The sequence below is a fragment of the Paenibacillus sp. RS8 genome (assembly GCF_041956825.1).
GTDB lineage: Bacteria > Bacillota > Bacilli > Paenibacillales > Paenibacillaceae > Paenibacillus_AQ.
Genome location: NZ_CP168131.1, coordinates 2,440,041 through 2,464,222, shown reverse-complemented (window position 1 = coordinate 2,464,222; position 24,182 = coordinate 2,440,041). Strand labels below are relative to the sequence as shown.

General features: G+C 45.1%; 18 protein-coding genes. All 18 read right to left on the bottom strand.

Translation table 11 applies throughout. The features are described 5' to 3' along the window. Positions 1–94: 94 nt before the first annotated feature. The gene (gtfA, locus tag ACDZ28_RS12335) at positions 95–1,540 is read right to left on the bottom strand and encodes a sucrose phosphorylase (protein WP_375104810.1); all 1,446 of its coding nucleotides are present in this window, start codon (positions 1,538–1,540) and stop codon (positions 95–97) included. 15 nt (positions 1,541–1,555) lie between these two features. Beyond that, positions 1,556–3,238 carry an alpha-glucosidase gene (locus ACDZ28_RS12330; protein WP_375104809.1) on the bottom strand — a complete coding sequence of 561 codons (1,683 nt, stop codon included), beginning with the start codon at positions 3,236–3,238 and terminating at the stop codon, positions 1,556–1,558. A 45-nt stretch (positions 3,239–3,283) separates the two neighbouring features. Next, the gene (locus ACDZ28_RS12325; RefSeq protein WP_341115822.1) at positions 3,284–4,120 is read right to left on the bottom strand and encodes a carbohydrate ABC transporter permease; all 837 of its coding nucleotides are present in this window, start codon (positions 4,118–4,120) and stop codon (positions 3,284–3,286) included. Further along, a complete protein-coding gene (locus ACDZ28_RS12320) occupies positions 4,120–5,004 on the bottom strand; it encodes a carbohydrate ABC transporter permease (RefSeq protein ID WP_375104808.1) in 885 nt (294 codons plus the stop codon). Before ACDZ28_RS12320 ends, ACDZ28_RS12325 begins: the two co-directional genes overlap by 1 nt. An 85-nt stretch (positions 5,005–5,089) precedes the next feature. Further along, entirely contained in the window at positions 5,090–6,385 is a 1,296-nt protein-coding gene (locus ACDZ28_RS12315; RefSeq protein ID WP_375104807.1) for an ABC transporter substrate-binding protein, read from the bottom strand. Positions 6,386–6,704: 319 nt separating this feature from the next. After that, positions 6,705–7,697 carry a LacI family DNA-binding transcriptional regulator gene (locus ACDZ28_RS12310; protein WP_339244921.1) on the bottom strand — a complete coding sequence of 331 codons (993 nt, stop codon included), beginning with the start codon at positions 7,695–7,697 and terminating at the stop codon, positions 6,705–6,707. A gap of 83 nt (positions 7,698–7,780) precedes the next feature. Beyond that, complete coding sequence (locus ACDZ28_RS12305; protein WP_375104806.1) at positions 7,781–9,154, bottom strand: hypothetical protein; 1,374 nt, start codon at positions 9,152–9,154, stop codon at positions 7,781–7,783. Between the two features lie 204 nt (positions 9,155–9,358). Beyond that, a complete protein-coding gene (locus ACDZ28_RS12300; RefSeq protein WP_375105342.1) occupies positions 9,359–11,266 on the bottom strand; it encodes a flagellin in 1,908 nt (635 codons plus the stop codon). 206 nt (positions 11,267–11,472) lie between these two features. Further along, a complete protein-coding gene (gene bshB2 / locus ACDZ28_RS12295; RefSeq protein ID WP_375104805.1) occupies positions 11,473–12,126 on the bottom strand; it encodes a bacillithiol biosynthesis deacetylase BshB2 in 654 nt (217 codons plus the stop codon). A gap of 23 nt (positions 12,127–12,149) precedes the next feature. Continuing rightward, the gene (locus tag ACDZ28_RS12290; RefSeq protein WP_042124189.1) at positions 12,150–12,494 is read right to left on the bottom strand and encodes a YojF family protein; all 345 of its coding nucleotides are present in this window, start codon (positions 12,492–12,494) and stop codon (positions 12,150–12,152) included. 178 nt (positions 12,495–12,672) lie between these two features. Then, positions 12,673–13,908, bottom strand: coding sequence for an MFS transporter (locus ACDZ28_RS12285; RefSeq protein ID WP_375104804.1), 1,236 nt, complete (start codon positions 13,906–13,908; stop codon positions 12,673–12,675). A gap of 99 nt (positions 13,909–14,007) precedes the next feature. Next, complete coding sequence (gene gcvPB / locus ACDZ28_RS12280) at positions 14,008–15,567, bottom strand: aminomethyl-transferring glycine dehydrogenase subunit GcvPB (protein WP_375104803.1); 1,560 nt, start codon at positions 15,565–15,567, stop codon at positions 14,008–14,010. Positions 15,568–15,593: 26 nt separating this feature from the next. Beyond that, positions 15,594–16,994 (bottom strand): aminomethyl-transferring glycine dehydrogenase subunit GcvPA, encoded by a 1,401-nt coding sequence (gene gcvPA, locus ACDZ28_RS12275; RefSeq protein ID WP_375104802.1) that lies wholly within the window; start codon positions 16,992–16,994, stop codon positions 15,594–15,596. Positions 16,995–17,048: 54 nt separating this feature from the next. Further along, positions 17,049–17,831: an SDR family NAD(P)-dependent oxidoreductase gene (locus ACDZ28_RS12270; protein WP_375104801.1), complete on the bottom strand. Its 783-nt coding sequence runs from the start codon at positions 17,829–17,831 to the stop codon at positions 17,049–17,051. A 14-nt stretch (positions 17,832–17,845) separates the two neighbouring features. Further along, a complete protein-coding gene (locus tag ACDZ28_RS12265) occupies positions 17,846–21,001 on the bottom strand; it encodes a glycoside hydrolase family 2 TIM barrel-domain containing protein (RefSeq protein WP_375104800.1) in 3,156 nt (1,051 codons plus the stop codon). A 78-nt stretch (positions 21,002–21,079) separates the two neighbouring features. Continuing rightward, entirely contained in the window at positions 21,080–21,892 is an 813-nt protein-coding gene (locus ACDZ28_RS12260) for a carbohydrate ABC transporter permease (RefSeq protein WP_375104799.1), read from the bottom strand. Beyond that, a complete protein-coding gene (locus tag ACDZ28_RS12255) occupies positions 21,889–22,842 on the bottom strand; it encodes a carbohydrate ABC transporter permease (protein WP_076286178.1) in 954 nt (317 codons plus the stop codon). Before ACDZ28_RS12255 ends, ACDZ28_RS12260 begins: the two co-directional genes overlap by 4 nt. A 62-nt stretch (positions 22,843–22,904) precedes the next feature. Next, complete coding sequence (locus tag ACDZ28_RS12250) at positions 22,905–24,128, bottom strand: sugar ABC transporter substrate-binding protein (protein WP_179085840.1); 1,224 nt, start codon at positions 24,126–24,128, stop codon at positions 22,905–22,907. Positions 24,129–24,182 lie beyond the last annotated feature (54 nt).

The window sequence follows — 24,182 nt, the reverse complement described above, 5'->3', positions numbered from 1 at the left end:
CCATCGTTTCTATAAGGTTATTCACACAAAAAAGAAGAACGCGTTTTAGCGTCCCCCTATTTTAACATGATTCATTAATACACTGGATATTCCCTTACAGTACAACCATCTCCCAATCTGCTGACCGTTCTTTTTGCGAAATCGTAAATGCCTTGGTTAACAGATTCGCTTCCAATTTCGCTTCGTTCTGCAGATTTTTCCAAGTTATCACCACATTATTCTCATCCAACTGTTCAATCTGAATATCTCCATCAAAGGCTGGATTACTATTTCTGAATTTCAAAATGTTAAAGAGCTTTTGCACAACCGGGCGCTTCACCTCAGCATCAATCTCATCTTGGGTATAATAATGCCGATTAATATTCCGTCCTTCTTTGGTCTTTTCCAGAAGCTCTATATCATTCACTCCAGCTAATAGTCCCACATAATAAATTTGCGGTATTCCTGGTGCAAAACATTGGATGGCTCTCGCCAGCAAGTAAGCCTGATCATCATTCCCAAGTGCTGAATAATAGGTACAGTTGATTTGGTAAATATCAAGGTTGTTATATGCTTCGGTACTATATATTTTTTTGACATTAGCTCCTTGGCTATAGAGACTTTCTCTTGTCATTTCTGCTTCTTCATCGCTTAAAAGATCCTTTACATCCACCACACCAATACCATCATGCGTGTCTAGTGTTGTAAACTGTTTTCTCGGGCAAATCTCCAGCCAATGAACCAGCCGGTTTACTTTCCCACTAAATAAAGCATGCAGCACCAACATTGGTAACGCAAAATCATATACATAGTAATCCTGTTCTGCAATTTTTAACTGGATGCTATAATGCTCATGAATTTCCGGCAAAACGGTCACGCCATAAGGGGCAACGGTCTGCTCAGATTGATTCAGCATCTCCCAAATATCCGGCTCAACAAAGAAACAATTCGTACCGATTTTTTTGTTGGCATATGCGAAAGCATCTAGTCGAATAATTGAAGCCCCTTTTTCCGCCAAAAAGGTAAGATTGTCCGTAATGAATTTCTGCGTCGTTGCTGTGGTCACATCCAGATCAATCTGTTGTTCATCAAAGGTACACCATACTTTCTCCAAGCTACCATCCTTAAAGGCAACCTCAACGTATGGAGCGCGTGGTTTACGCTTATATATTAAATCCACATCATCCTGAGTGGGCTCCCCGTTCGGCCAAAAATCCTTGTAACGGATAAACAAATCCGCATATTCTGATGCATTCTTTTTCTCAAGAAAGTCCTGAAAATAAGGAGATTGTCTGGAGATATGATTAATCATAAAATCAAACATCATATAATAATCTTTACTCATCGCTTCGACGTCCGACCAATCTCCGAATGCAGGATCCACTTTGGTATAATCCATTGGTGCAAATCCTCTGTCACCCGAAGAAGGATAAAACGGTAGTAAATGAACACCTCCAACGATGCCTCGCAGATGCTTATCTAATACTTCGTTTAATTCTTTTAAGTTACTCCCGAGGCTATCTGCATAGGTAATCAACATAGCTTCATTCTTAATTTGCATTATAAATCCCCCTCGTTAGATTTCGGCTACATCTGCGCTTTTTTCCCCTTTGCATATTAAAGCCTCATAAGGCCTCAACAGACCATGATCTTGATTATTAATGTTAGACAGCACAACATAGCCTGCAAGAGGGACGGTTAATGGAATGGTTTGATCCGTAAAATTACAGATTACTGTCCAACATTCATTCTCATAAGTTCGAACATATCCACCTAGCTCATTCGAGTCCACATAAATCTCACGATAATCACCATAAATTAACGCTTTATTGTCCCGTCTCAGCTTGATTAATTCCCGATAAAAATGAAGGATTGAATTACCGTCTTGTAGCTCTTCCTCCACATTAATCGACGAATAATTCGGATTCACATTAATCCATGGTTGCCCATTCGTAAATCCGGCCATAGGTTCTGAACTCCATTGCATCGGTGTACGCCCCTGATCCCTGCTTCTGATTGCTAAATAGTTCAGGATATCTGCCTCAGACCTACCCAGTGCAGTTTCATTACGGTGATAATTTAAGCTCTCAATATCTCTATACTCTTCAATTGAAGCCATGAAATAATTGGTCATTCCAATCTCTTGACCTTGATAAATAAACGGTGTTCCTCGCATTAAGAAATAATAGGCAGCCAGCATTTTAGCTGAGTCTTTATGGTATATCCCGTCGTTACCGAATTTTGAAACCGAACGCACATGATCATGATTCTCCATAAAAAGTGCCATCCAGCCCTTATTGGCTGTCTCAAGCTGCCATTTAGATAACGCGTGCTTAAATTCAGTCAGCTTCCAAGGATGATAGATTCCTTTAGCCATTGGCTTGGCATCCAGATCTACATGATCAAATTGAAATATCATATTAAAGACGCCGTTCTGCTCATCTACATATTCATGAATTTGCTCTATCGGAACTCCAGGAGCTTCCGCAACCGTCATCACATTGCGTGGTTCAAGAACCTCCTGTTTCATCTCGTGAAGAAAATCCAAAATTCCGGATTGATTCAAACAAGCTTCTGCCAGAGGAACATAGCGGCGGTCGTCTTCAGACTTAAGGTGCGGAAATTGCTGATTTTTTTTAATAAATGTGATCGCATCAATGCGAAATCCGGCTATTCCCCTGTCAATCCACCAATCCATCATGGAAAAGATGCTTTGGCGAACTTCGGGATTCTCCCAATTGAGATCCGGTTGTTTCTTAGAAAAACAATGTAAATAATATTCCTGTGAGGTCTCGTCATATTCCCAAGCTGAACCTCCAAAATTCGATTCCCAGTTGGTAGGCTCCTGACCATCGTTCCCCGGCTTCCATATATACCAGTCACGCTTTGGATTGTCCTTAGAGCTTCTGGACTCCATAAACCAAGCATGTTCATCAGAGGTGTGATTCGCTACCAGATCCATGATCATACGAATTCCGTACGCTTCCGCTTGTGTGATCAATTCGAGCATATCTTCCATACTTCCAAACTCATCCTGAATTTTATAGAAATCCCGAATATCATACCCATTGTCATCATTAGGTGAATCGTAGACCGGACACAACCAAATAACATTGATGCCCAAATCCCTTAAATACCCGAGCCGGTTGATGATTCCACGCAAATCCCCTACTCCATCTCCATTTGAATCCTGAAAACTCCGGGGATAAATTTGATAAACCACACTTTCTTTCCACCAGTTGCTGTTTCTAGTCTCCATAACTCCACACTTCCTCCAGCACCCGAGTCTAGGGCTTTCTTTATCTTATTTAATAGCGCCTTGGCTGACGCCTCTTATGATGTAACGTTGACCAAACAAATAAGCAATAAGAATCGGCAGGATCGTTAACAGTAGTGCTGGGATCAACAGTTCCCAGTTATTCATGTACGTTCCGTTAAACACCTTCATCTTAATAGGCATTGTAAAATGGTTATCCTTAGTCAGTACCAGTGAAGGTAGCAGATAATCATTCCAAATCCATAACACATTCAGAATCGCAATGGTCACTGATGTTGGAGCCAACATAGGCAGTACAATCTTAAAGAATGTCTGTCTACGATTACATCCATCCAGCAGAGACGCTTCTTCCAACTCATAAGGAATCGACTTCACAAAACCATGGTACATAAATACCGATAACGCACTTCCGAAGCCGATGTAAAGAATAATCAATAATGGAATAGGCGCTGCATCGATCCAGTGAAGTTTTGCCCCGTAGATATAAATCAGAGGAATCATAATGGACTGAAACGGAATAATCATGGAAGCCACCATTAGTGCGAAAAAACCATTATTGAATTTAGTCGAATGTCTCACCATGTAATAGGCGGTCATTGCTGCAAAAACACCAATGAATAGGACACTGAAAAAGGTGACTACGACTGTATTTCTAAACGAGACAAAAAAATTCATTTTATCAATGACTTCAGCAAAATGCCCAAAGTTTAAGCTGGTCGGCAGTGAAAAAGGGCTTTCGAGAATTTGACCATTGCTCTTGAAGGAATTGACGATCATAAGGAAGAATGGAAAAACAAAAATAATGAAAAACACAATTAAAAATAAATACGTCAGAATCACGGAAGTTTTTCGTCTAGCACTCATCATGCAGTAACCTCCAATTTCTTACTGAAATAAACCTGCAGGCCGGTAACAACTGCAACGATAGCAAATAATACAAAGGCTTCTGCTTGACCAACGCCATAATTATTTTCGACAAAGGCCTTTTTCACCACATGCATCGATACCATGGTTGTACTATCATATGGTCCGCCTGCCGTTAGAGAATAGTTAACGTCGTAAACCATGAAGGCATTCTTCAGAGTTAAAAAGATCGTTACTACAAAGGAAGGAACCATCAGCGGCAAAGTAACCTTTCTCAAACGTTGCCAGCCGTTGGCACCATCTATCGTCGCTGCTTCCATTACATCTTTTGGCACATTGACTAAACCAGCCACAAAGATGATCATCATATAGCCCGCCGATTGCCAGATTGACACAATAACAATGGCCCAGAAAGCCAAATGTTCATCCCCTAGCCAACCTAAACGCAACCACTCTATCCCGAACTTCTCACCGATAGAAGGCATAGTTTGTACGAATATAAACTGCCAGATGTAACCTAAAATCAAGCCGCCGATCAGATTCGGTGTGAACAGAGATGTTCGGAAGAAATTTTGCATCTTCACTCCGGAAGTCACTAAATAAGCCAAAACAAAGCCGAGAATGTTGATGATAATAACGGTTGTTACGACAAACTTAACGGTCAATATAAGAGAATCCCAAAACTTAGAGTCCGTAAATGCTGTCTTATAGTTAGCTAAACCTGAGAACTCTATTGGATTTAATGGAGAGGTCATATTGGTAAAGGTCAGATATAATCCATATGCAAAAGGAATCAGCACGGCAATCGTAAAGAAAATGATCGTGGGACCGGTGAAAAATAACTGGTTGCCCATTCGTTTGATCAGACGTTTTTCTGATATCATACGTTTAGCACACCCCTAATTGCTTAAAGGAGGAAACAGGCGAGAGTCATCCCAACCCGCTTCCCGCAATTCAGCAAATGATTAATTACTTTTGGCTTTTGTAATAGGTTTCAATAGCTTTGGCAAGATCGGCACGAGATTCTTTTTGGGCGATATATTTCTGAATATCCGGTGCAAGAATGTTGCCCCAATCTTCGACCTTCACATAGTTTGAGCTGAACGGCATCGTATTGCCGGCTACCACAGCATCCGCAATCGCTGATCCGAGTGGATTATTCACTTTCATAGTGTTGTTCTTAAAGGCTGAGACGACTTGAGACTGGTTCACCAGAAAATCTTGACCTTTTTCATCATAAACGAGCCAGTTCAGGAACTTCTTAGCTGCTTCTTGCTCAGCCGGGGTTGCCGCTTTATTAATCACTAGAATATTAGTTGGCCCTGCAGCAATCTTATTGTTCAGCGGATTGTCTGGATTGTTATCCACTGGGACAGGTATAAATCCGAAGGATTCTCCACTAACCGCCTGCAATGAATCATAAGCCCAGTTCCCGTTAAACAGGATAGCTGATTCCCCTTTACCCACACTTACATGCGCATCATCGTAATATTTGCCCAGTGGACGTTCACCGTATTTGTTGTATTCTTTGGATACCAGCAGATCCATCGTATCGTAGTAACCATTCCAAACATCATTACTTGCTAAATCAAATGTTCCGGCTTTTAGTTGCTCTACAATCGTGTTCGGATCTTCTGCCTGATTCACAAACTGTGTACTGTAATGGTTCGCTACGGACCAGTTTTCGGTTTGATAAGCAACCGGATATTTTACACCGGAAGCTTTAATTTGATCTAATAATTCTTTTAGCTTGTCACGAGTATTGATAGTGTGCGGATCGAAGGTACCGCCAACGGCCTTATCAAGTACACTCTTGTTGTACACGAGACCGAAGCCCTCTATTGAAAATGGAAAACCGGCAATTTTCCCCTCTGCGTCTTTAACGCCGTAAACCGTATCTTCATTCCACTTCTCACCTGAAAGATCTATACCGAAATCTTTATATTTGTTCACAATGGAATCTGGGGACATCATTGCCATAGTTACCGTTTTACCGGATGCCGTAAGTTTATCCAGCAAATTAACGGTATCACCAACAGCTCCAGAGACAGCCTCAACCTTGATATTCGGATTCGCTGCCATGAAGTCTTTAGCCGCTTGTTCCCATTGGGAAGCGATTTCACCTTTACCGTTCGTAATAATTATGCTGACCTGCTCATCCTTCGAGTTCGCTGCCGGACTGGACCCCGCTCCGTTGGATCCACCACAAGCTGTCAACGAAACAGCAAGCAAAAGAACAAATAATAAAACAGATATCTTTTTCAAACAAAACCCCTCCATTTTGTGCTTTTTTTATATGCTAGACCCCTATAAAAGTCTGAACATCAGATTGATACCGTTTTCATTAGTTAAAAAAATTCTTCATAAATTCAACTGGCTGATATACTAGAAAGCTTTCTTGCCTGTATTGTAACATCACTTGGTATCGGTTTCAATACAATTTAAAGCTAAGTTTATAAATTATTCGGAACAACTACTGATAAACAAGGTGATTTCAGTTAATTGTTTATCCCTTAAATGTGGTATCGATACCAATAAAGATAAATAAAAAAGCGAGTCTGCATTGCAAATTCGCTTATCAGTGTTACGTAGATTCTCGAACTACCAGTTCAACCGGAAGCTCATAAGTAACTGGCTCTACATTGGAATCATCCAGCATCTCCATAAGAACTTCCCCTGCCTTACGCCCCATCTGCTCTATAGGCTGCCGTATTGTCGTTAATGCGGGATCCAACATTTCAGCGAGGGGCTGGTCATCGAAACCAATGATCGCCAGATCCCGTGGGATACTTAACCCTTCCTTTTTCGCAGCCATCATCAAACCACCAGCAATTTCATCACTGCCTGTAAACACAGCGGTTGGACGATCCTTCATTTCAAGCAAGAGTTTCATTACTCTTTTCCCATCTTCAATGGTATGCTGGTTGACCAAAATCCAGTTAGGATTCACTTGAATCCCGGCCTCTTCCAATGCTTTTTGATAACCTAGGTTACGGTCTTTATCTTTCCCGGCCTCGGTAAACAGACCTCCCGTACAGTAAGCAATTTTACGGTGACCTCTTTCAATTAAGTGCTTGATTCCTAAGTATGTACCTTTAAATTGATCCAGCCGAATCATCGGAATTTTTGCATTACTCACATATTCATTACATAACACAATAGGCCCAAATTCAGTATACGGTTCAATGACTTTCCAATCATTCTCAATGGATGCCATGATGATGCCGTCCGCTTGTTTGGTCTTCAACAAATTTAAATAGGTTAATTCTCTCTCCTTATCCTCATTAGTCTGACAGATCAAGGTTTGGTAGCCATTTTTGTAACCAACCTTCTCTATGGAATCAACTAAATAGGAGAAAAAAGGATTCACTATTCTAGGAACTACGACAGCTATCGTTGTTGTCACTTGTCCTCTTAATCTTCTTGCTGAGAGATTCGGGGTATATTCAAGCTCTTCCATTGCTTTTAATACCAATTCTCTTTTATCTGCTGAAATATGAGGATAGTTATTTATTACTCGGGATACGGTCGTCTTAGACACTCCTGCTAAACGCGCCACATCTAAAATATTTGCCATTTCTACACTCACTCCAGATAGGGACAGTTTTTGAAACCAGTTTCAATCATTTTAGCTTAAAATATAAAAAAATGAAAGGGTCCTCAATACACTGGATATCCTGCCACAAACATCGCTAAATACAATATACTCCCCACAACTGAAAATACAGTAAGCGCAACATCCTTTGATTTGTCTTCCGTAAGCGCAACAGCAGCAAAAGCTAGCGGAAATGCAACAAGCAAATACCGTGGGGCTGAGAGCAGCCAGGTAGCACCCACTACGAATGCAAAGTACACGATGAAATAGGCGGTGTATGAAGGTCGGATCTTTTTTGCACCCCTAAACATGATAACTAGTGCTGAGAATATAGCGACTAAATTGGGCAGCCACATCCCAAGGAAAGAACGATGATCTCCACTCTTAAAAGTGCCCACAGCATATTCCATCTGATATCTTACGGTATCAAAAAAGAGATAAAACCGTTGAGACCAATGCTCCCGCTGGTAAATACTAAACTGAAACGCATTTCCCGTAACGTAGTAATTAATATACAGATAAGCCAGCAAACCTACTGATATGATAGCGAGACAGCCAACGGCAGTGGTGATTCTATGTATAAACGCTTTTTTATTTAGTAATTTATAATTGCCTATCAGATCCCTTCCAAATTCAATGGCAACCGGTACAATCAGAAGCACCCCTGGAGAACGAGTATACGCTGCAAGTGCACCGCATAAGCATCCGATGGGCCATTCTTTTTTTCGCACAAAATATAAACACATTAAAGATAAAGCCAGAAATAGCGCTTCTGTCATCGGAATGAAGAAGAAGAACGCGGCAGGGAATATGAAAATATACTTCACGACTCGCATGGCATTCTTACGATGCATGTCTAGTGCTGCAAGCTCATAAGCAACCAAGGCGGCAACAATAGAAGCGATATTTGAAACGATGAATCCAGCAACAAGATAATTCCCTACGAATACCTGAACTACTTTAATTAAGTTTGGAAAGAAAGGAAAAAACACAATATGGTACTTCGGATCTCCTTCCGTCACGTATCCATTCTCTGCAATCCCTAAATAATGTGAAGCATCGATCCCGAATATATGCCAAGTCTCGGCAATCTTGCTAAACAGACCCCCTGAATAACCATTCTGTATAATTAAAAATGCATAACCAATGAGCATAAGCAGGATACGACTCGCCAATATCCAGCCAATAATTCGAAGCCAAGCGCGCCTTCTATCCCGCTCTCTAATTTCCTGAGTCACTTCAAGGGCCGGGTTCGCCAGCACAAATGCTGTCAAAACAGGGATAGTGCGAAGCCCCAATAATACAAAAAGTACGAAACAGATCACGGATGCAAGGGTGCCCATCACGGTCCAACTTTCGGTCGTAATTGCCCAGTAAATAGCCGTCACCATCATAAAAAGTATGAAGATGAAGGAAATGATTTTGTCGTGCTTTTTCATTTGATCCTCCAATTATTTAGTCCAAACAAAAGTTTAGGAAAAAAAGGATATAATTGCCTGTGGAAATATCATAATCTTTGTGTATTTTTTTGTAAATCATTTCTGTTCCTGTTTTCTAGAGTTATCTAATAGGACTGATAAACAAATAACAACAAATTTTAAAAAAGCCCATGCCCAAAATGGCATAGACTCTATTAAACACTTTTACTTTAATAACTGTAATACGCCTTGAGGCTGTTGATTGGCCTGAGCCAACATGGCTTGTGATGCTTGGGATAAGACGTTGTATTGGGTAAGCTTCATCATTTCCTTTGCCATATCCACATCCCTTATTCGTGATTCAGCTGCTGTTAAGTTTACCTCGTAGTTGCTTAGGTTATTATGGATATGTTCTAATGCATTTTGATACGCGCCGTACATTGAACGTCTGGATGAAACGGTATTTATAGCTTTGTCTATTTTCGAAATCGCTAATTCGGCACCTTGTCTGGTTGAAAGATCGATATCCGCAATTCCCAGAGCAGTAGTTCTGGCATCTGTTAATTTAACAGCGAAGTTATTCCCGGCGTTAGCCCCCACCTGTAGATTTAGTGTTTTGTAATCATATGTGGTACTAGGATTTGATCCGTAAGATACATTGAAATTTGTTATCCCAGTTGTAGTTGAAAAAGTGTAACTTCCGTCAGCATTACTAATAATGTTATTTAATCTGTCCGTAGAGCCCCCGCCATTTAGATTGACATTAGCCAATTCATTTCCCTGTGGATCAAAAATGGAAAGACGATAATTATTATCTACTATTCCTCCAACGATGTAATTCCCATCTTTCATTTCTGTAATGCTAGTAAGTTGACTGGAGTTGGAAGTTTGATTTGAGATATTCTTCTCCCACAATACATTTCCACTACTGTCTAGTTTATAGATTAATCCACTAGTTTTAGTAGAGTCGTTATATGAACCAACAATTATGGCCCCTCCATCACTGGTTGCAATGGCCCGGTAACCTTCATCATCCCCAGCAGCACCGACTCGTGTGTCCCATAACGGATTTAAATTGCTATCATATTTCACAGCCCAGCTTGTCTTATCGGTATAAGAACCATTTAGTTGGAGACTTGATGAACCAATAGCCAAATAACCGCCGTCAGCCGTTTCAATAATAGAGTTAAATTCTTCACTTCCATAGCCAACAGGATTGGATTGTGAAGAACCCACTATCGAGGTGGATTGTTGAACACCACTGCTGTTAAATTTAGCCACTAGACCATCCCAAACTTGAATACCAGAGCCCGTACCTGCCACAATAAAGGAACCGTCACCAGTCTCAATTACTTCATTTCCCATAATGGAGTAGACGCCAGATACTCCTGCTCTCCACTGCTCATTCAAATTCCCATCCCATTTAATTATATTAATCCTTTGATCGGAAAGTACCCCTGCTGAGAAATCATTTCCTAATAAAATATAACCACCATCACTAGATTCCTTAATACTATACACATCCATATTAGGAATTGCTTGTGACCAAACCAGATTACCCATACTATCTAATTTGAAAGGATTATTACCGGGAATTCTTATTCCGACGTAACCTCCATCCGAAGTCTTAGATAAATCTCTGGCAGGTATGTTAGCTGTCCAATTCGTACTTATATTGCCCTGTACAGGCGTAACATTCGTGTTTACTTCGAGGTCATTATTCAATAAATGAATCCCATTAAATTGAGTGTTATTGGCAATATCATTTATCCCAAGCTTTATCTGTTCAACTTCTTTTTGAATCAATGTTCGATCAAAATTTGTTAAGGTATCATTTGAAGCCTGTATTGCAAGCTCTCGTAGTCTTAGCAGATTAGGATCTTGTATAGTTCCAAGTCCACCCTCAGCAGTCTGAATTAGTGAAATACCATCCTGTGTATTCCTCTCCGCCTGAGCTAATCCACGAATCTGTGCTCTCATTTTCTCCGAAATTGCTAATCCCGCAGCATCATCTGCTGCTATATTTATACGAAGTCCAGATGATAGTCTCTCTAGTGAACTTGAAATAGATTTATTATTTTTATTTAATCTGTTCAAACTATTTAAAGATGTGATGTTGTGACCTATCCGCATATAATCACCTTTCAATTGATAATATCTTCTATATCGGATATTCATTAGTAATTATTTAGGTCAAATTACCCACTGCTTAAGACCTCACTTGCAATCCCCATCGTGCCTCTCTGAAAAGTTGAATATTTACCATAGAAAAACGACGATCTGTCATCGGTAAGATACCGACAACTGAACGCCGCTTAAAAGTTCTGTTCATGAAAGTATTATTCAAATGGATAGATCCAGAAATGTTCTGTTCCAAAACGATCTTGGATTTCTTTATCCTCTAGCGTTTTGCTGCCTAACAGTTCAGCGGCTTGGAATTGGGATTTATGCACCTGAATGGATGCCATCTTATGCTTCAGGAAATCTTTCACATCGATGATAACCTGAGGCTTTCCAATCTCTTCAATATTATTGGCGAAAGCTATACAGTGAACAGGAGGTCTCTCTGCCTTGGGCATTCTTCCAACCGTTCGAACCACTGCAGCTCCGGCAGCATCATGATCGGGATGAACGCTGTACCCCGGATAGAACGTTATGATCAATGAGGGATTAAGCTCCTTCAAAAGCGCATCAATATGGCTGTCAAGCAGCGCTTGATCCTCAAATTCAATCGTCTTATCGTGGAAACCAAGCATTCTTAAATCCTGTATACCAATCGCTCGGCAGGATTCTTCCAGTTCTTTTTTGCGTATCTGTGGGAGGGTTACCCGATTTGCGAATGGCGGAACGCCCATATTCCGGCCCATTTCTCCAAGTGTCAGACAAGCGTAGGTGACTTGGGTGCCGTTTTGCACATGCTTGGCAAGTGTTCCTGATATACCGAAGGCCTCGTCATCCGGATGCGGTAATATAACTAGAATATGTCTTTCCACTGAACTCCTCATCTCCTCTACCATTAGAACGGCTCCCGGCTTAATTGTAAAGATACAACCAGTTTGCCTTGACTGTCATGCCCGGCCAGAATCAATCTTTCTGTCTCACTCTCTTCAAAGTGAGTTAGTCCTTCCGAGTATATCCAGCCCTGCGACATTTTTAAGCCGACGCGAAAAGGCCCATTACCGGAAATTGAACCATGAGAATATCGAATCACAGCATTAGTAATGAAAGTAGCTGCCGGATGCTTTGAACTATCGAAATGGGCAGCGTATGCTCCCGTCGTCATCTCAAGATGGATGTATAGATCCTGATCTTTAAGCAGGTCGATCCTCTCTTGTATTTCGGATTGATTAATTAGCTGCAAGGTTACGCCTCCATATCTGAATGAAATTATACCTACGAAAAATAAGATCCCTACCTTATTAAGGACGGATCTGTTAAAGGATAAGCGGGTCCGTATTTCTCATCAAAGTATAACTTGCATAGCTTTTTTATTCAAATAGAAGCGGTACGCTGCAAGCTTAAACGTTGTATTCAGCCATTCATTCTTTCAGCCTTTTATCCAGAATTGGGCGTATGAACCAGATGTAATAGACCAGACAGAGAAGCAATACTACAGATGTCAGAAAAAAGGGGATTTCATAATCCTGTCCAATCAAAATCCATCCCGTAAGCAGAGCAGCGCCGGATGATCCGAGGCTCCGAAATACGGATCTCATCCCTGCGTAGAGATTCCTCTCCCTCTCCTTAAAGGCAGACATCAACTGACTATCCAGCAGATTAGACAGCATTGTAAGCCCTCCCCCGCGAACTAGAAACACGATTGTGAACATCCAGATCGGCATAGCCCAGGATAATAAGGCGAACACGAGTATGTTAAGCAAAAAGACAGATACGATGGCCACATTGTGGCCAAAACGCTCTAATACGTAAGGCGTCATTAAAGAAGCTGCAAATAAAACAGCTCCGCTTACCGCCAGCAGAATGGACACTTTATCATCCATCCAATTCAGTCTGTACTTCACAATTACATTAAGAAATGACCCAGTGATGGCTATCGCTCCTCCGAGCAGGGCCATGAATACCGAGAACAGCCAGAGTGTGCCGGAAGGCAGCTTTTTCCTCAAGCTAGAGACTTCATGGTTCACTTCCAGAACTTCAGAGGTTCTAACCGTTTCACTTTCCCTCCCTTCAGAGGGAAGCCACAGTCCTCTAATCATACTGTGAACAACGAAAACCAGTGCAGCAAGCAGCAGCGTAAGCCCATATCCATCCCCACTATCAGTCGAATTCGGCAAGTATCCGGCAGCCAGGGTTCCTGCCCCTGTAAATGCAGTAAACACGGCAAACATCAGGGAGAAGGCACTCGCTTCTTCCTTGCGCGAGGCACAATAGTGAAATAACAACTGCACCTCAGTCGTCTCCACAAGAGTAAGGCCAATCGAGACCAAAGTTTGAGCCAAATAGAATATGCCGGAATGATTGCCAATCGCATAAGGTGCACTTCCTGCCGCTATAAACATGATGCCGGATACTAGCAGCTTTTTATGACCTATACGGTTTGCCGATATGGATACAGGAATAGCCAATGCACCCATCATCAGTATACCTATGGACATGAGCAGCCCGATTTCATCCTCCTTCATTCCTTTGGACAGCAAATGCAAGTTAAGAACTAGCGAATACATACCGATGCCGATGCCATACATGGCTTCGGTCATAAGAAACCGGCGGACGCCGACAGACAGACGCAGCAAGTTCCTCATATACCCAGACATACCCATAACCCCTTTCTTTGGTGATACAGTCAAATAGGAAGGGCTCCAAACGGAGCCCCTCTACTTTCAAATGTATATTTTAATTGTAGGGACCAAGCCCTATTCCGGCTGTGTCTTCTTTAGATAAGCCCGCCATGTAATACACCACTTTGCAGGATCATCAAGAGAAGATTCCACATTCCGGTGAACGGTGCTGTTGTGCGGAGCTAATTTGACGATATGTGGCTGCGTGTAAGCTTCATTCGAAATATGGGTCAGCGCCTCGATATATTCATCAAGATCTTCCTTCGAATAAGATTCAGTCGGCTCCAGGGTGAACGGCTGCGGAACGATGTACGGATGATGGGATGTCCAATAATGCAGGCCGAAATCACACATCCGGCGGGTAATGTTTTCTGTCGTTACCCCAGTCTCATCCGTAAGCTGCTTCCAACTGTACCTTACCTGTTCAAGACGTCGACCTTTGATGTAAGGAGCGCTGGCTCCGCGGATTTGCAGAATTTTGTGATACAGGTAGTTATTATTCAGTACAGCGATTTGGGCCACATTCTTAAGACCGTCTGGCCCCAGGCTCATAATCCAAGCGTAGGAACGAAGTACAGTCTGGGCCACGCCGTGGAAGCTGCGGACTTTGCCGATGCTATCACCGCTTTGCTCTACAAGGACATAACGACTACCGTCCCATTCAACAAGCGGACCAGGCAGGAAACGCTTAAGGGAATCGGTTACCCCAAGAGCGCCTGTAGCCGGCCCTCCGCACATGTGAGGTGCGGCAAAGGTCTTATGCAGGTTGAAGAAGCACATGTCAAACCCGGCTTCCTTGGCCCGGGTGATACCTAGCAGTCCATTCGCATTCGCCTGATCGTAGAAGCAGATTCCTCCTGCTTCATGAACCACGTCCGTGAACTCACGGATACGATGATTGTATATACCTGTGTCTTCCGGATTGGCCACGACGAAACCCGCCGTGCGTTCAGAAATAGCATTCTTCAGCTTCTCCAGATCCGGGAATCCGTCTTCGTCAGGATGCAGTGTAATAATCTTATATCCTTTAACAGCTGCGGTCGCCGCTTGGGACGGATGTGAAAAGATCGTCGTAATGATCTCATCCCGCTGTTCTCCCTCGCCACGTGAATCATGATATGCGCGTACAATGGAAGCCATGGTCAGCAAGGCCTGAGTGCCGCTGCTTGGCTGGAACGAGAAAGCATTCATCCCTGATATTTCACGCATCGCCTGATCCAGCCTATAGTAGATTTCCAGAATTCCTTGAACGGATCCAGCATCCTGCAGAGGATGCAGTTCCATCAGATTTGGGGTACGTATAAGCATTTCATTGATACGGGGAATATATTTCATCGTACATGTCCCCTGTCCGATCTCTACGTTAAGGTCGGAACCCAAAGTCTCTTGAGAGAGTCTTAAATAATGCCTAAGAACTTTGGCCTGACCGATCTCGGGCAGCGCCGGTGCTTCTTTTCGCCGCATCGCTGATGGAATTCGGGCGGAGCCTTGACCGACAACGTTGGCAATCCCAGCCTCGGTGCCCGGCGGGATCACTCCGCGCTCACCCGATCGGTGAAGCTCGAAGATCACCGGTTCATCCCATTTGGCCTGGTGAAAGCGGCGCACCTTATGATCTCTACGAATCCGTTTCATGGCTTTCCTCCTACTCTTCTGTACTATTAATTCTTGCAGACAATGTTCTCGATAGCTGAGGCAAGCCGGTCCAGATCTGCCTGCATATGAATTTCAGTTACGCAGTATAGAGCACATTGTCCCCACTGGGGATATGCGGAGGATAGATCTTTTCCTCCGAAAATCCCTACTTCCAAAAGATGCTTGTTAATCTCAGCAACAGATATTCCAGTCTCGTTGAAATCTAAGACAAATTCTTTGAAAAAGGCTGTATTTTTAAAGCGCAAAGAGATCCCGGGAATGGCACACAGCTTATTCGCCGCATATTGAGATTTCTGTATAATGGTCTCCCCAACTTCCTGCATCCCCACTGGTCCAAGCAGGGATAGATAGACTCCGGCGGTAATTCCCCACAGGGCTGTCTGTGTTCCCACCGACTCCTTCCCCTTCTCCCGTTGGGCAAAGGATGTACGCTCATAGGCTACATCACCGAAGCCATATTCACCTTCCACTTCAGTAGGAACAATACCGAACAAGCGGGACGGATATTCCATCACATAAGTCTCTTCATCCCGGGTAGCGATGAATCCGGCTTGACCCCCACCATAGTTCATATGCATGCCCAGCGGCTGCAAATCCCCACAGACAATATCAGCGCCATAACGGCTTGGAGGTTCCAGTACGCCAAGGGAGATCGGATCAACGCCCACAATAGAGATAGCATTTACCGCGTGCACAAGCTCAGATATTTCAGCACCCTGATCCTCAATAATTCCGAGATAACCTGGATTCTCGAAGTAGAACGCCGCCGTTCCTTCCTCAAGCTTGCCCTGCAGATCATCCAAATCTATTTTTCCTGTCACCGGATCAATCTCCACGTACCTAATCTCCATTACAGGTGTACAGTAATTGGTAATGATCTTGGCTTTATCCGGATCGACGGATCTGGAGAGCAGCGCAATCCTGCGGCCTGTAATCCGACCAGCCATTCGGATGGCCGTGGAGGCTGCCTGTGCCCAGTCGAAGGTAGGGACATTAACTACGTCCATATCGACGAGTTCGGCCATCAGGCTCTGATACTCGAATAAGGACTGAAATCGGCCGTGGTCTTCGTAAGGCTCTCCTGCATAAGCCGTCACGAACTCCGAGCGCTGATTAATTTCGTCGCATACAGCCGGAACGAAATGCTGCCAGCAGCCAGCCCCGAGAAAGTTGATATAATCGGCGCCATTCTTGTTCTTCGCAAGCAGAGCCTCGATATGTCGACGAAGCTCATATTCATTCATAGCTGGAGGAAGATTCATCTCCCGCTTAAGCTTCAGACTGTCTGGAATTGCATCATGCAGCTGGTCGACGGAGCTCAGGCCGATTTCCTTCAGCATTGCCTCACGGACTTCCGGTGCTGTATTCGGGATATAGGGATGGGCATAAGTTCTGTGTTCAGACAAGGTTAACGCCTCCGTCCTTAAAAGGTTGATTTAAAGTATTTATTTCTTTAACCGTTAGGCAATGCCGCCGCCATCCACAACAAGTACGCTTCCAGTGACCCAGGAAGACAGATCGCTAGCTAGGAACAATACCGCATTTGCGATATCACGTGGTGTACCCAATCGCTCCAATGGACGTCCCCCAGCAGAGGCTACGAGGAAAGTAGCTTCGTCCTGTTGAAGCTGCTTGGCTTCATCGCGTAAAAGCGGCGTATCCGTGTCGCCTGGGGACACGCAGTTCACGCGAATGTTCGCGGGACCGTGGTCAATGGCCATGGCTCGGGTGAGATTGACCACTCCAGCCTTGGCTGCACAGTAGGAAGCGGCACGATCGCCGCCTTTAAGGCCCCAGCCGGAGCCGGTATTAATGATGCTGCCACCGCCTCCGCGCTCCATCACCGGGATTATATATTTTGAGAGTAGATAAACTCCCTTAAGTGATACATCCATTACCAGATCCCAGTCGGCTTCCTCAAGCTCGACAACGGTCTTACGGCGGATAATCCCCGCATTGTTGAACAGAATATCGACTTTGCCGTACGCGTTCTCAATCTCTGAGGCAGCACGCTTGCAGTCCTCCGAAGAGGAAACATTGCAGCGGTGGAAGCTTGCTTCCCTTCCCCGCCCTTTCATCTCATGAACAGCCTGCTCCCCTTGCCTTACATTGATGTCCAGCACAACCACATGTGCTCCGAAATCCGCAAGCAGTCCGGCCGTAGCAAGGCCAATACCTGAAGCACCTCCGGTAACAACAGCTATCTTTCCGCTTAAATTGAGTACATCCTGTGTGTGGAGCATGCTGTCCCCTCCTCTCATTGATGCGATTGTGGTAACCCGTACAGCATTTGTCTAGCAAGCCACTCTGGCGTGGTATCTTCTGATAAAAACGGAATGAGTAGAATACGGAATGTAAAAGCTTCCGAGGTTACCTTATGATTCGGCATCTGGACAGGTCCACAACTGTTGCTGCCCAGCCCATTCTGCCGGTAATCCAGATTCAGTGTGACAAAGTCACGCGGAACAAGCTCGCTTGCATGTTGTGCCTCTTCAAGATCCTTGTCCGTATAACGGCGCGCGCTGAATTCAAGCGTCGGAATACCCGCAGCAAGTAGACCAAGTCCGGATGCGTCTGTGACGGATATCCATCTGACATCCATCCGGTTCCCATTCTCCTGCGGATATATATATGGAGTGAATAGTCCATCAATTGAAGCTGTGTACACTCCAACACGGCCTGCCTCTTTGCTGTCCGAATAATTCTCACCAGGTCCCCGGCCATACCACTTCACTCGATCCATGTCGCCCGGAATCTCCATCTGGAGTCCAATCTTAGGCAGCATTTCTGGCGGTTTCCCCTCCGGTGTGCCCTGCACATCCATAGTGATTTGCCCTATACTGGTTACGGTATAGGTGATTACACACCGGAAACCCCAATCAAAAACTGGCGGAGCAATCCTTGAACTCACAGTGATGCGGATAGCCCCTTCATCAAGCCGGGCCCAGCTAACCTCATCAACACGTTCTGTTAGCCGGTCCAGGTGTGCTTTGCGCCAGTCCGGCAGCACATACATGTCATTGTCGATCGGCGCACGCCAGAAATTCAGCCGCGGTCCGGCTTTCATTAGTTCCTTGCCATTCAGACGAAGCGAATCGATTCGCCCGCTCCGCGTGTCAAAGGTCATACGGAAGTCCTCATTTGCGAGAATGATCTGCCCAGCAGCTTCTGTGCATTGAAGATTCCGCCTGATCTGTTGACTTCTCATCCCGATAGCAGCATTGGAATGGTCATCTGAATGCCCTGGATGATTATCTCCAACACGATTTCCCAACTCATCCTGCATTAGAAACTGACCCCAAGCCACTTCATGCCCCTGCTCCGCCCAAAGACAGTCAGCTGCGATCGAGAAGCAGATGTTCAGCCACTGTTCCACATCCTCACTGCAAAGGAGAGCATCAAGACTGTGGTCATAAGGAATCTCCACTTCTGCCTGTCCGCCCGCTTTAATCTCTGGCAGTGCAAGAACCCCACTTTGAACGGTACGTCCATCCTTGGTAATGCTCCAATCAGCATATAGGTGATCCAGTGTCAGGAAATCATAACGGTTAATCACTTTAACCTTGTTCCTGCTTATATACTCGACCCGAACCGGCTCGATAATCTTCTTATATTCAAGCAGGCCCGGTGATGGCGTTCGGTCTGGCCGGACTAGACCATCTATGACGAAGTTGCTGTTATTGGGCACATCCCCGAAGTCCCCGCCATAAGCATAATCAGCCTTCCCATCTGCCGTCTTCCAGCTCAGCCCGTGGTCAATCCATTCCCACACAAAGCCGCCCTGCAGTCTATCGTACTTCTCAAAAGTATCAAAATAAGGTCTTAATCCACCGGGGCCGTTGCCCATGGCATGAGCGAATTCACACAGAATATGCGGCTTCGGATGGTCAGTCAACTGACCGAAGCCTTCCATCTTCTCAACGGAGGAGTACATCGTGCTTACCACATCGCAGACCTCAGCTTCGCGATCTTCTTCGTAATGAATAAGCCGTGTTGGGTCAGCTTCTCTGCACCACTGCGCCATCGCCCGGAAATTGCAGCCGAAGCCGGACTCATTCCCAAGCGACCAGAAGATCACGGAAGGATGATTCTTGTCGCGCTCGACCATTCGCTGAACGCGCTCCACGTAGGCTTCCTGCCAGGCAGGATCATCGCTGAGTCTGGAAATGTTGCCTAGCAGTTCGAATCCGTGTGTCTCCAGATCGGTCTCTTCCATAACATATAAGCCGTACTCATCACACAGATCATAGAACCGGGGATCATTCGGGTAGTGCGCGGTTCTTACAGCGTTAATATTGTGCTGCTTCATCATCTTGATGTCCTGTAGCATGGTGGAGACGGTGACTGTGCGACCTGTATCCGGGTGATGATCGTGACGGTTGACTCCTTTGAGTTGAATCGCCTTTCCATTCACCAGAAATTGACCGCCGCGCACCTCAACTGTGCGGAATCCAACCCGCTGAGCCGTCATCTCTACCGTATCTCCACTTTCATCCAACAAAGTGATCTTCAGATGGTACAAATTGGGGGATTCCGCACTCCACAGTTCCGGCTGTCCTACCGGCATTATAAGCTGCACATTCTTTCCTGCAGTAACCCGATCCTCAGCCCATACAACAGATTCACCACTTCGTTTAAGCAGTTCAAGCCGCAGACTGCCCTGTTCAGCAGCTTCCCCTTGTATGTCCACATGAACAGACAAGATCCCATCACGGCTTGATTCATCCAGTTCCGTTATAATCCGATAATCCGCAATGCGGAGCGAAGACGGCTCGGAGAGCAGATACACATCTCTAAAAATTCCGCTCATCCACCACATATCCTGATCTTCCAGATAACTGCCGTCCGACCATTGGTACACTCTAACGGCTAAGGTATTGTGGCCCGGTTTCACATAAGGAGTGAGATCGAATTCTGAGGTTAGGCGGCTGCCCTGACTGTATCCGACCGGTTTGCCGTTTACCCAGATATGAAACGCACTATCCACCCCGTCGAACTTAATGGCGACATTCCGTCCGTTCCAGGATTCAGGCAGCATGAACTCTCTAACATAACTGCCTGTTGGATTCTCGTCAGGCACATGCGGGGGGTCTGCCGGAAACGGATAATATAGGTCCGTATAATGTGGAGTTCCGTATCCCTGTAGCTGCCAGTGCCCCGGAACCTGAATCTCATCCCAGCCGGAAGTATCATACGCCTCCTCGTAGAAATAATCCGGAGCCCACTTTGGTCCTTTTGCATAATTGAACTTCCATATGCCATTCAAGGATTTGAACCAGGGGGAGCTTCCCCTATTGTAAGTTAGTGCCCCTGACCAGTCAGAATAGGGGATGAAGTAGGCCCGGCTTTTGGCCCGCCCTCGCTGAAGGATGCCAAGATCCTCCCAATCCCTCCTGATAGTTTGCTGTGACATGGTTCATTTCTCCTCTCTTTTCTCTACTCTACTCTGCGCTGTGAGCTGTTATTAGATTTCCGAACCTGCTGCGGCGAATCAACCTTTGATGCCCGTAGTCGCAATGCCGCCAACGATGTAGCGTTGAGCGAAAAAGAAGATTGCCAGCGGCGGAATCGAGATCAGAACTGTAATCGCCATAATGGACTGCATATCCACACCGTACATCCCTTTGAACTGTGAGAGCCCTAGGGTCAATGTATATTTCGTCTGGTCGTTAAGGAAAATGAGCGGACCCAGATAATCATTCCAACATCCCATAACCTGGAACACAGCGACCAGGATCAGCGAAGGCCCCATCAGCGGGACAATAATCCGTGTTAATACGGTCAGCTTATTGGCTCCGTCGATTGTAGCTGCTTCGTCTAGCTCCCGCGGGATGGTGAGAATGAACTGCCGCAGCAGGAAAATGAAATAGGCGGACCCGAAGAAAGACGGTACAATAAGAGCTTTGAGCGTATTAATCCATCCCAGAACGTTGAACAGCATATACTGTGGGATCATAGTGACTTCCCAGGGAATCATCATGGTTGCCAACACAACCAAGAATAGAAAGTCCCTGCCCTTGAACTGAAATCTGGCGAATCCATAGGCTACGAGCGTGCATGAAATCAGTTGACCAAACGTCGACAGGATGGTAATAATCAGTGTATTTTTCAGAAACATATTGAAAGGTTGAATGTTCCACGCCTCTGAAAAATTGCTGAACTTCCATACAGAAGGAATCCATTTAGGTGGAAAAAGATACAGCTCGGACTGTGACTTGAGCGCAGTCGTAACCGCCCAGAACAGCGGAGCTATGAACAACAGTGAAAAAAAGAGCAGCAGAACGTATACGAGTATTTTCTTCACAAAGAACGTCTCCTTCCTTGAGCCTTCAGCTTCTCCTGAGGATTCTTCTTCATTTCACCTTCGTAGAACACCCAGGCTTCCGAGGATTTGAACACAAGAAAGGTCAAGCCGAGCACGATCAGGAACATAAACCAGGCGTTAGCTGCCGAATATCCCATTTTGAAATACTTAAACGCATTCTCATACATGTACATGGCATAAAAATAGGTTGCTTTCATTGGACCGCCTCCGGTCAGCAATAAAGCCAGAGTCAGCTGCTGGAAGGCTGCAATGATGGATGTAATTAAGTTAAATAAAATCGTCGGAGTGATCATCGGAATCGTCACACTGAAGAATTGTCTGAGCTTACCTGCCCCATCAATGGAAGCGGATTCATAAAGATCTCTCGGAATCCCTTTGAGGCCAGCCAGAAAGATCAGCATCATCGAGCCTTGTCCCCAGAGACTTGCGACCACCATCGCTACTAATGACCATTGCTTATCGTTGAGCCAATCAGGGCCCTGAATACCGATCAGGGACAGGAAGTAATTCAGAATCCCGTAATCACCGCTGTACACCCAAGACCAGATCATAGCCAGAGCGACACCGGATATAACGGAGGGAATATAAAAGGCGGTTCGGAATATAGCACTGCCCCGTGTCTTCTGATTCAAGAGAATCGCAAGCCCAAGCGCCACAATGATGTTCAATGGAACGAACAGAGCTGCAAATTTGAGGGTGACCCCGAGTGAGGTCCAGAATAACGGGTCATCCGTAAACATTTCCGCATAATTGCCAAACCCGATAAAGTGTACTTCGCCGACAATCGGCCAATCAAAAAAAGAGATGATAAGGGAAAATAACAATGGCCCCAAGGTGAACACGAGGAATCCGAAGATCCAAGGAAAAATGAAGAGGTAGGGAACAGCCCTACCCCAACTACGTTTTCGTGTAGGCTTGAGCTGGGCCATAGGCTCCCCTGCTTGATGCAGAAAGGTCTGAGCCATCTCTTAACCTTCTTTCTGTAAATGTGTTATTTCAAATAACGTTGACTATCTTTAACAGCCTGATTCAGCACTTCCTGGGCATTGCTGCCGTGCATAACCGCTTCCACCGCAGCAGAGAGCTGGCGGTTCACTTCATTCCATTTCGGATTGAGCAGGAACGCAGGTGTATTGCTGGAACGTTCCAGCATCGTGTAATACGGTTTATAGAGCGGGTCCTGATCTTTCTTCAGCTCGTTTACGACACTGACCCTTACAGGCAGATCTGCCACACGCATCTTGATCGAATCATTAGATACATAGAATTTCACGAATTCCCAGGCCAGATCTTTCTGCTTTGAATCCTTGGCTATGGACAAAGCGGACTCCGCGAGCACGCCTTTGACCGGTTTGCCCGGGAACGCAGGGATTTCGACCGTACCTACATTTATGCCTGCCGTCTTGAACGATTCCAGCGGCCAGATACCGCTCTCCCACATAGCGATTTTACCTGCTTTAAAAATGTCATCTCCGCTCTGCTGGCCTTTGCCTCCGGTCAGCACAGCGGAGCCGTTCTTAACCATGTCGCCGAGCATCTGGATAGACTCAGCTGTCTCTTTGCTGTTCATAAATCCTTCAATCGTTTTCCCGTCATCAGAGATGAACGAGCTTCCGTTGCTCCATACGAAGCTCTGAAGGTCATACGTATCGTTCTCTGCCCGAACCCCGAACCCGTACTGCTTCTTCGACTTATCGCTGAGCTTGGCCGCGATGTCCTGGAACTCCGTCCATGTCCATCCATCCTTCGGATAAGGGATCTTGGCATCATCGAACAACTTCTTGTTGTAATAGACCACGCGTGTGGTGAACCCTGCCGGAATGCCATATAGCTTGCCGTCAATTTTTCCATAGTTGAACAATCCCGGATAGAAATCTTCGATGTTCAATTCTTTATCTTTGCTCGAATAGCTGTCCAGTGGTTCCAGGGATTGATGATAGGTCGGGAAATCCCACATATACATCACATCTGGCGGATTGGTTGCCCCGAATCCGGCGGCAAGCTTCTGGTCAAAACCATCTGCATAAGCCTCTACCTGAACCTTCGTGCCCGGATGGGCTGCTTCGAATTTCTTGGCGATGTCTTGCTCAATCTTGAGCGCGTCTCCGGTATCCCATGTCGCAAAACGAAGCGTCTTCGTCTCCCCAGAGCCTGCAGCACCTGTGGATGATGAAGGCTCACTGTTCCCCCCGCAAGCTGTGACCATAGTTGCCATTAACGTAGTGGCAAGTACAATAAGAGAAATTTTCTTTTTCACTGTGGCAGCCTC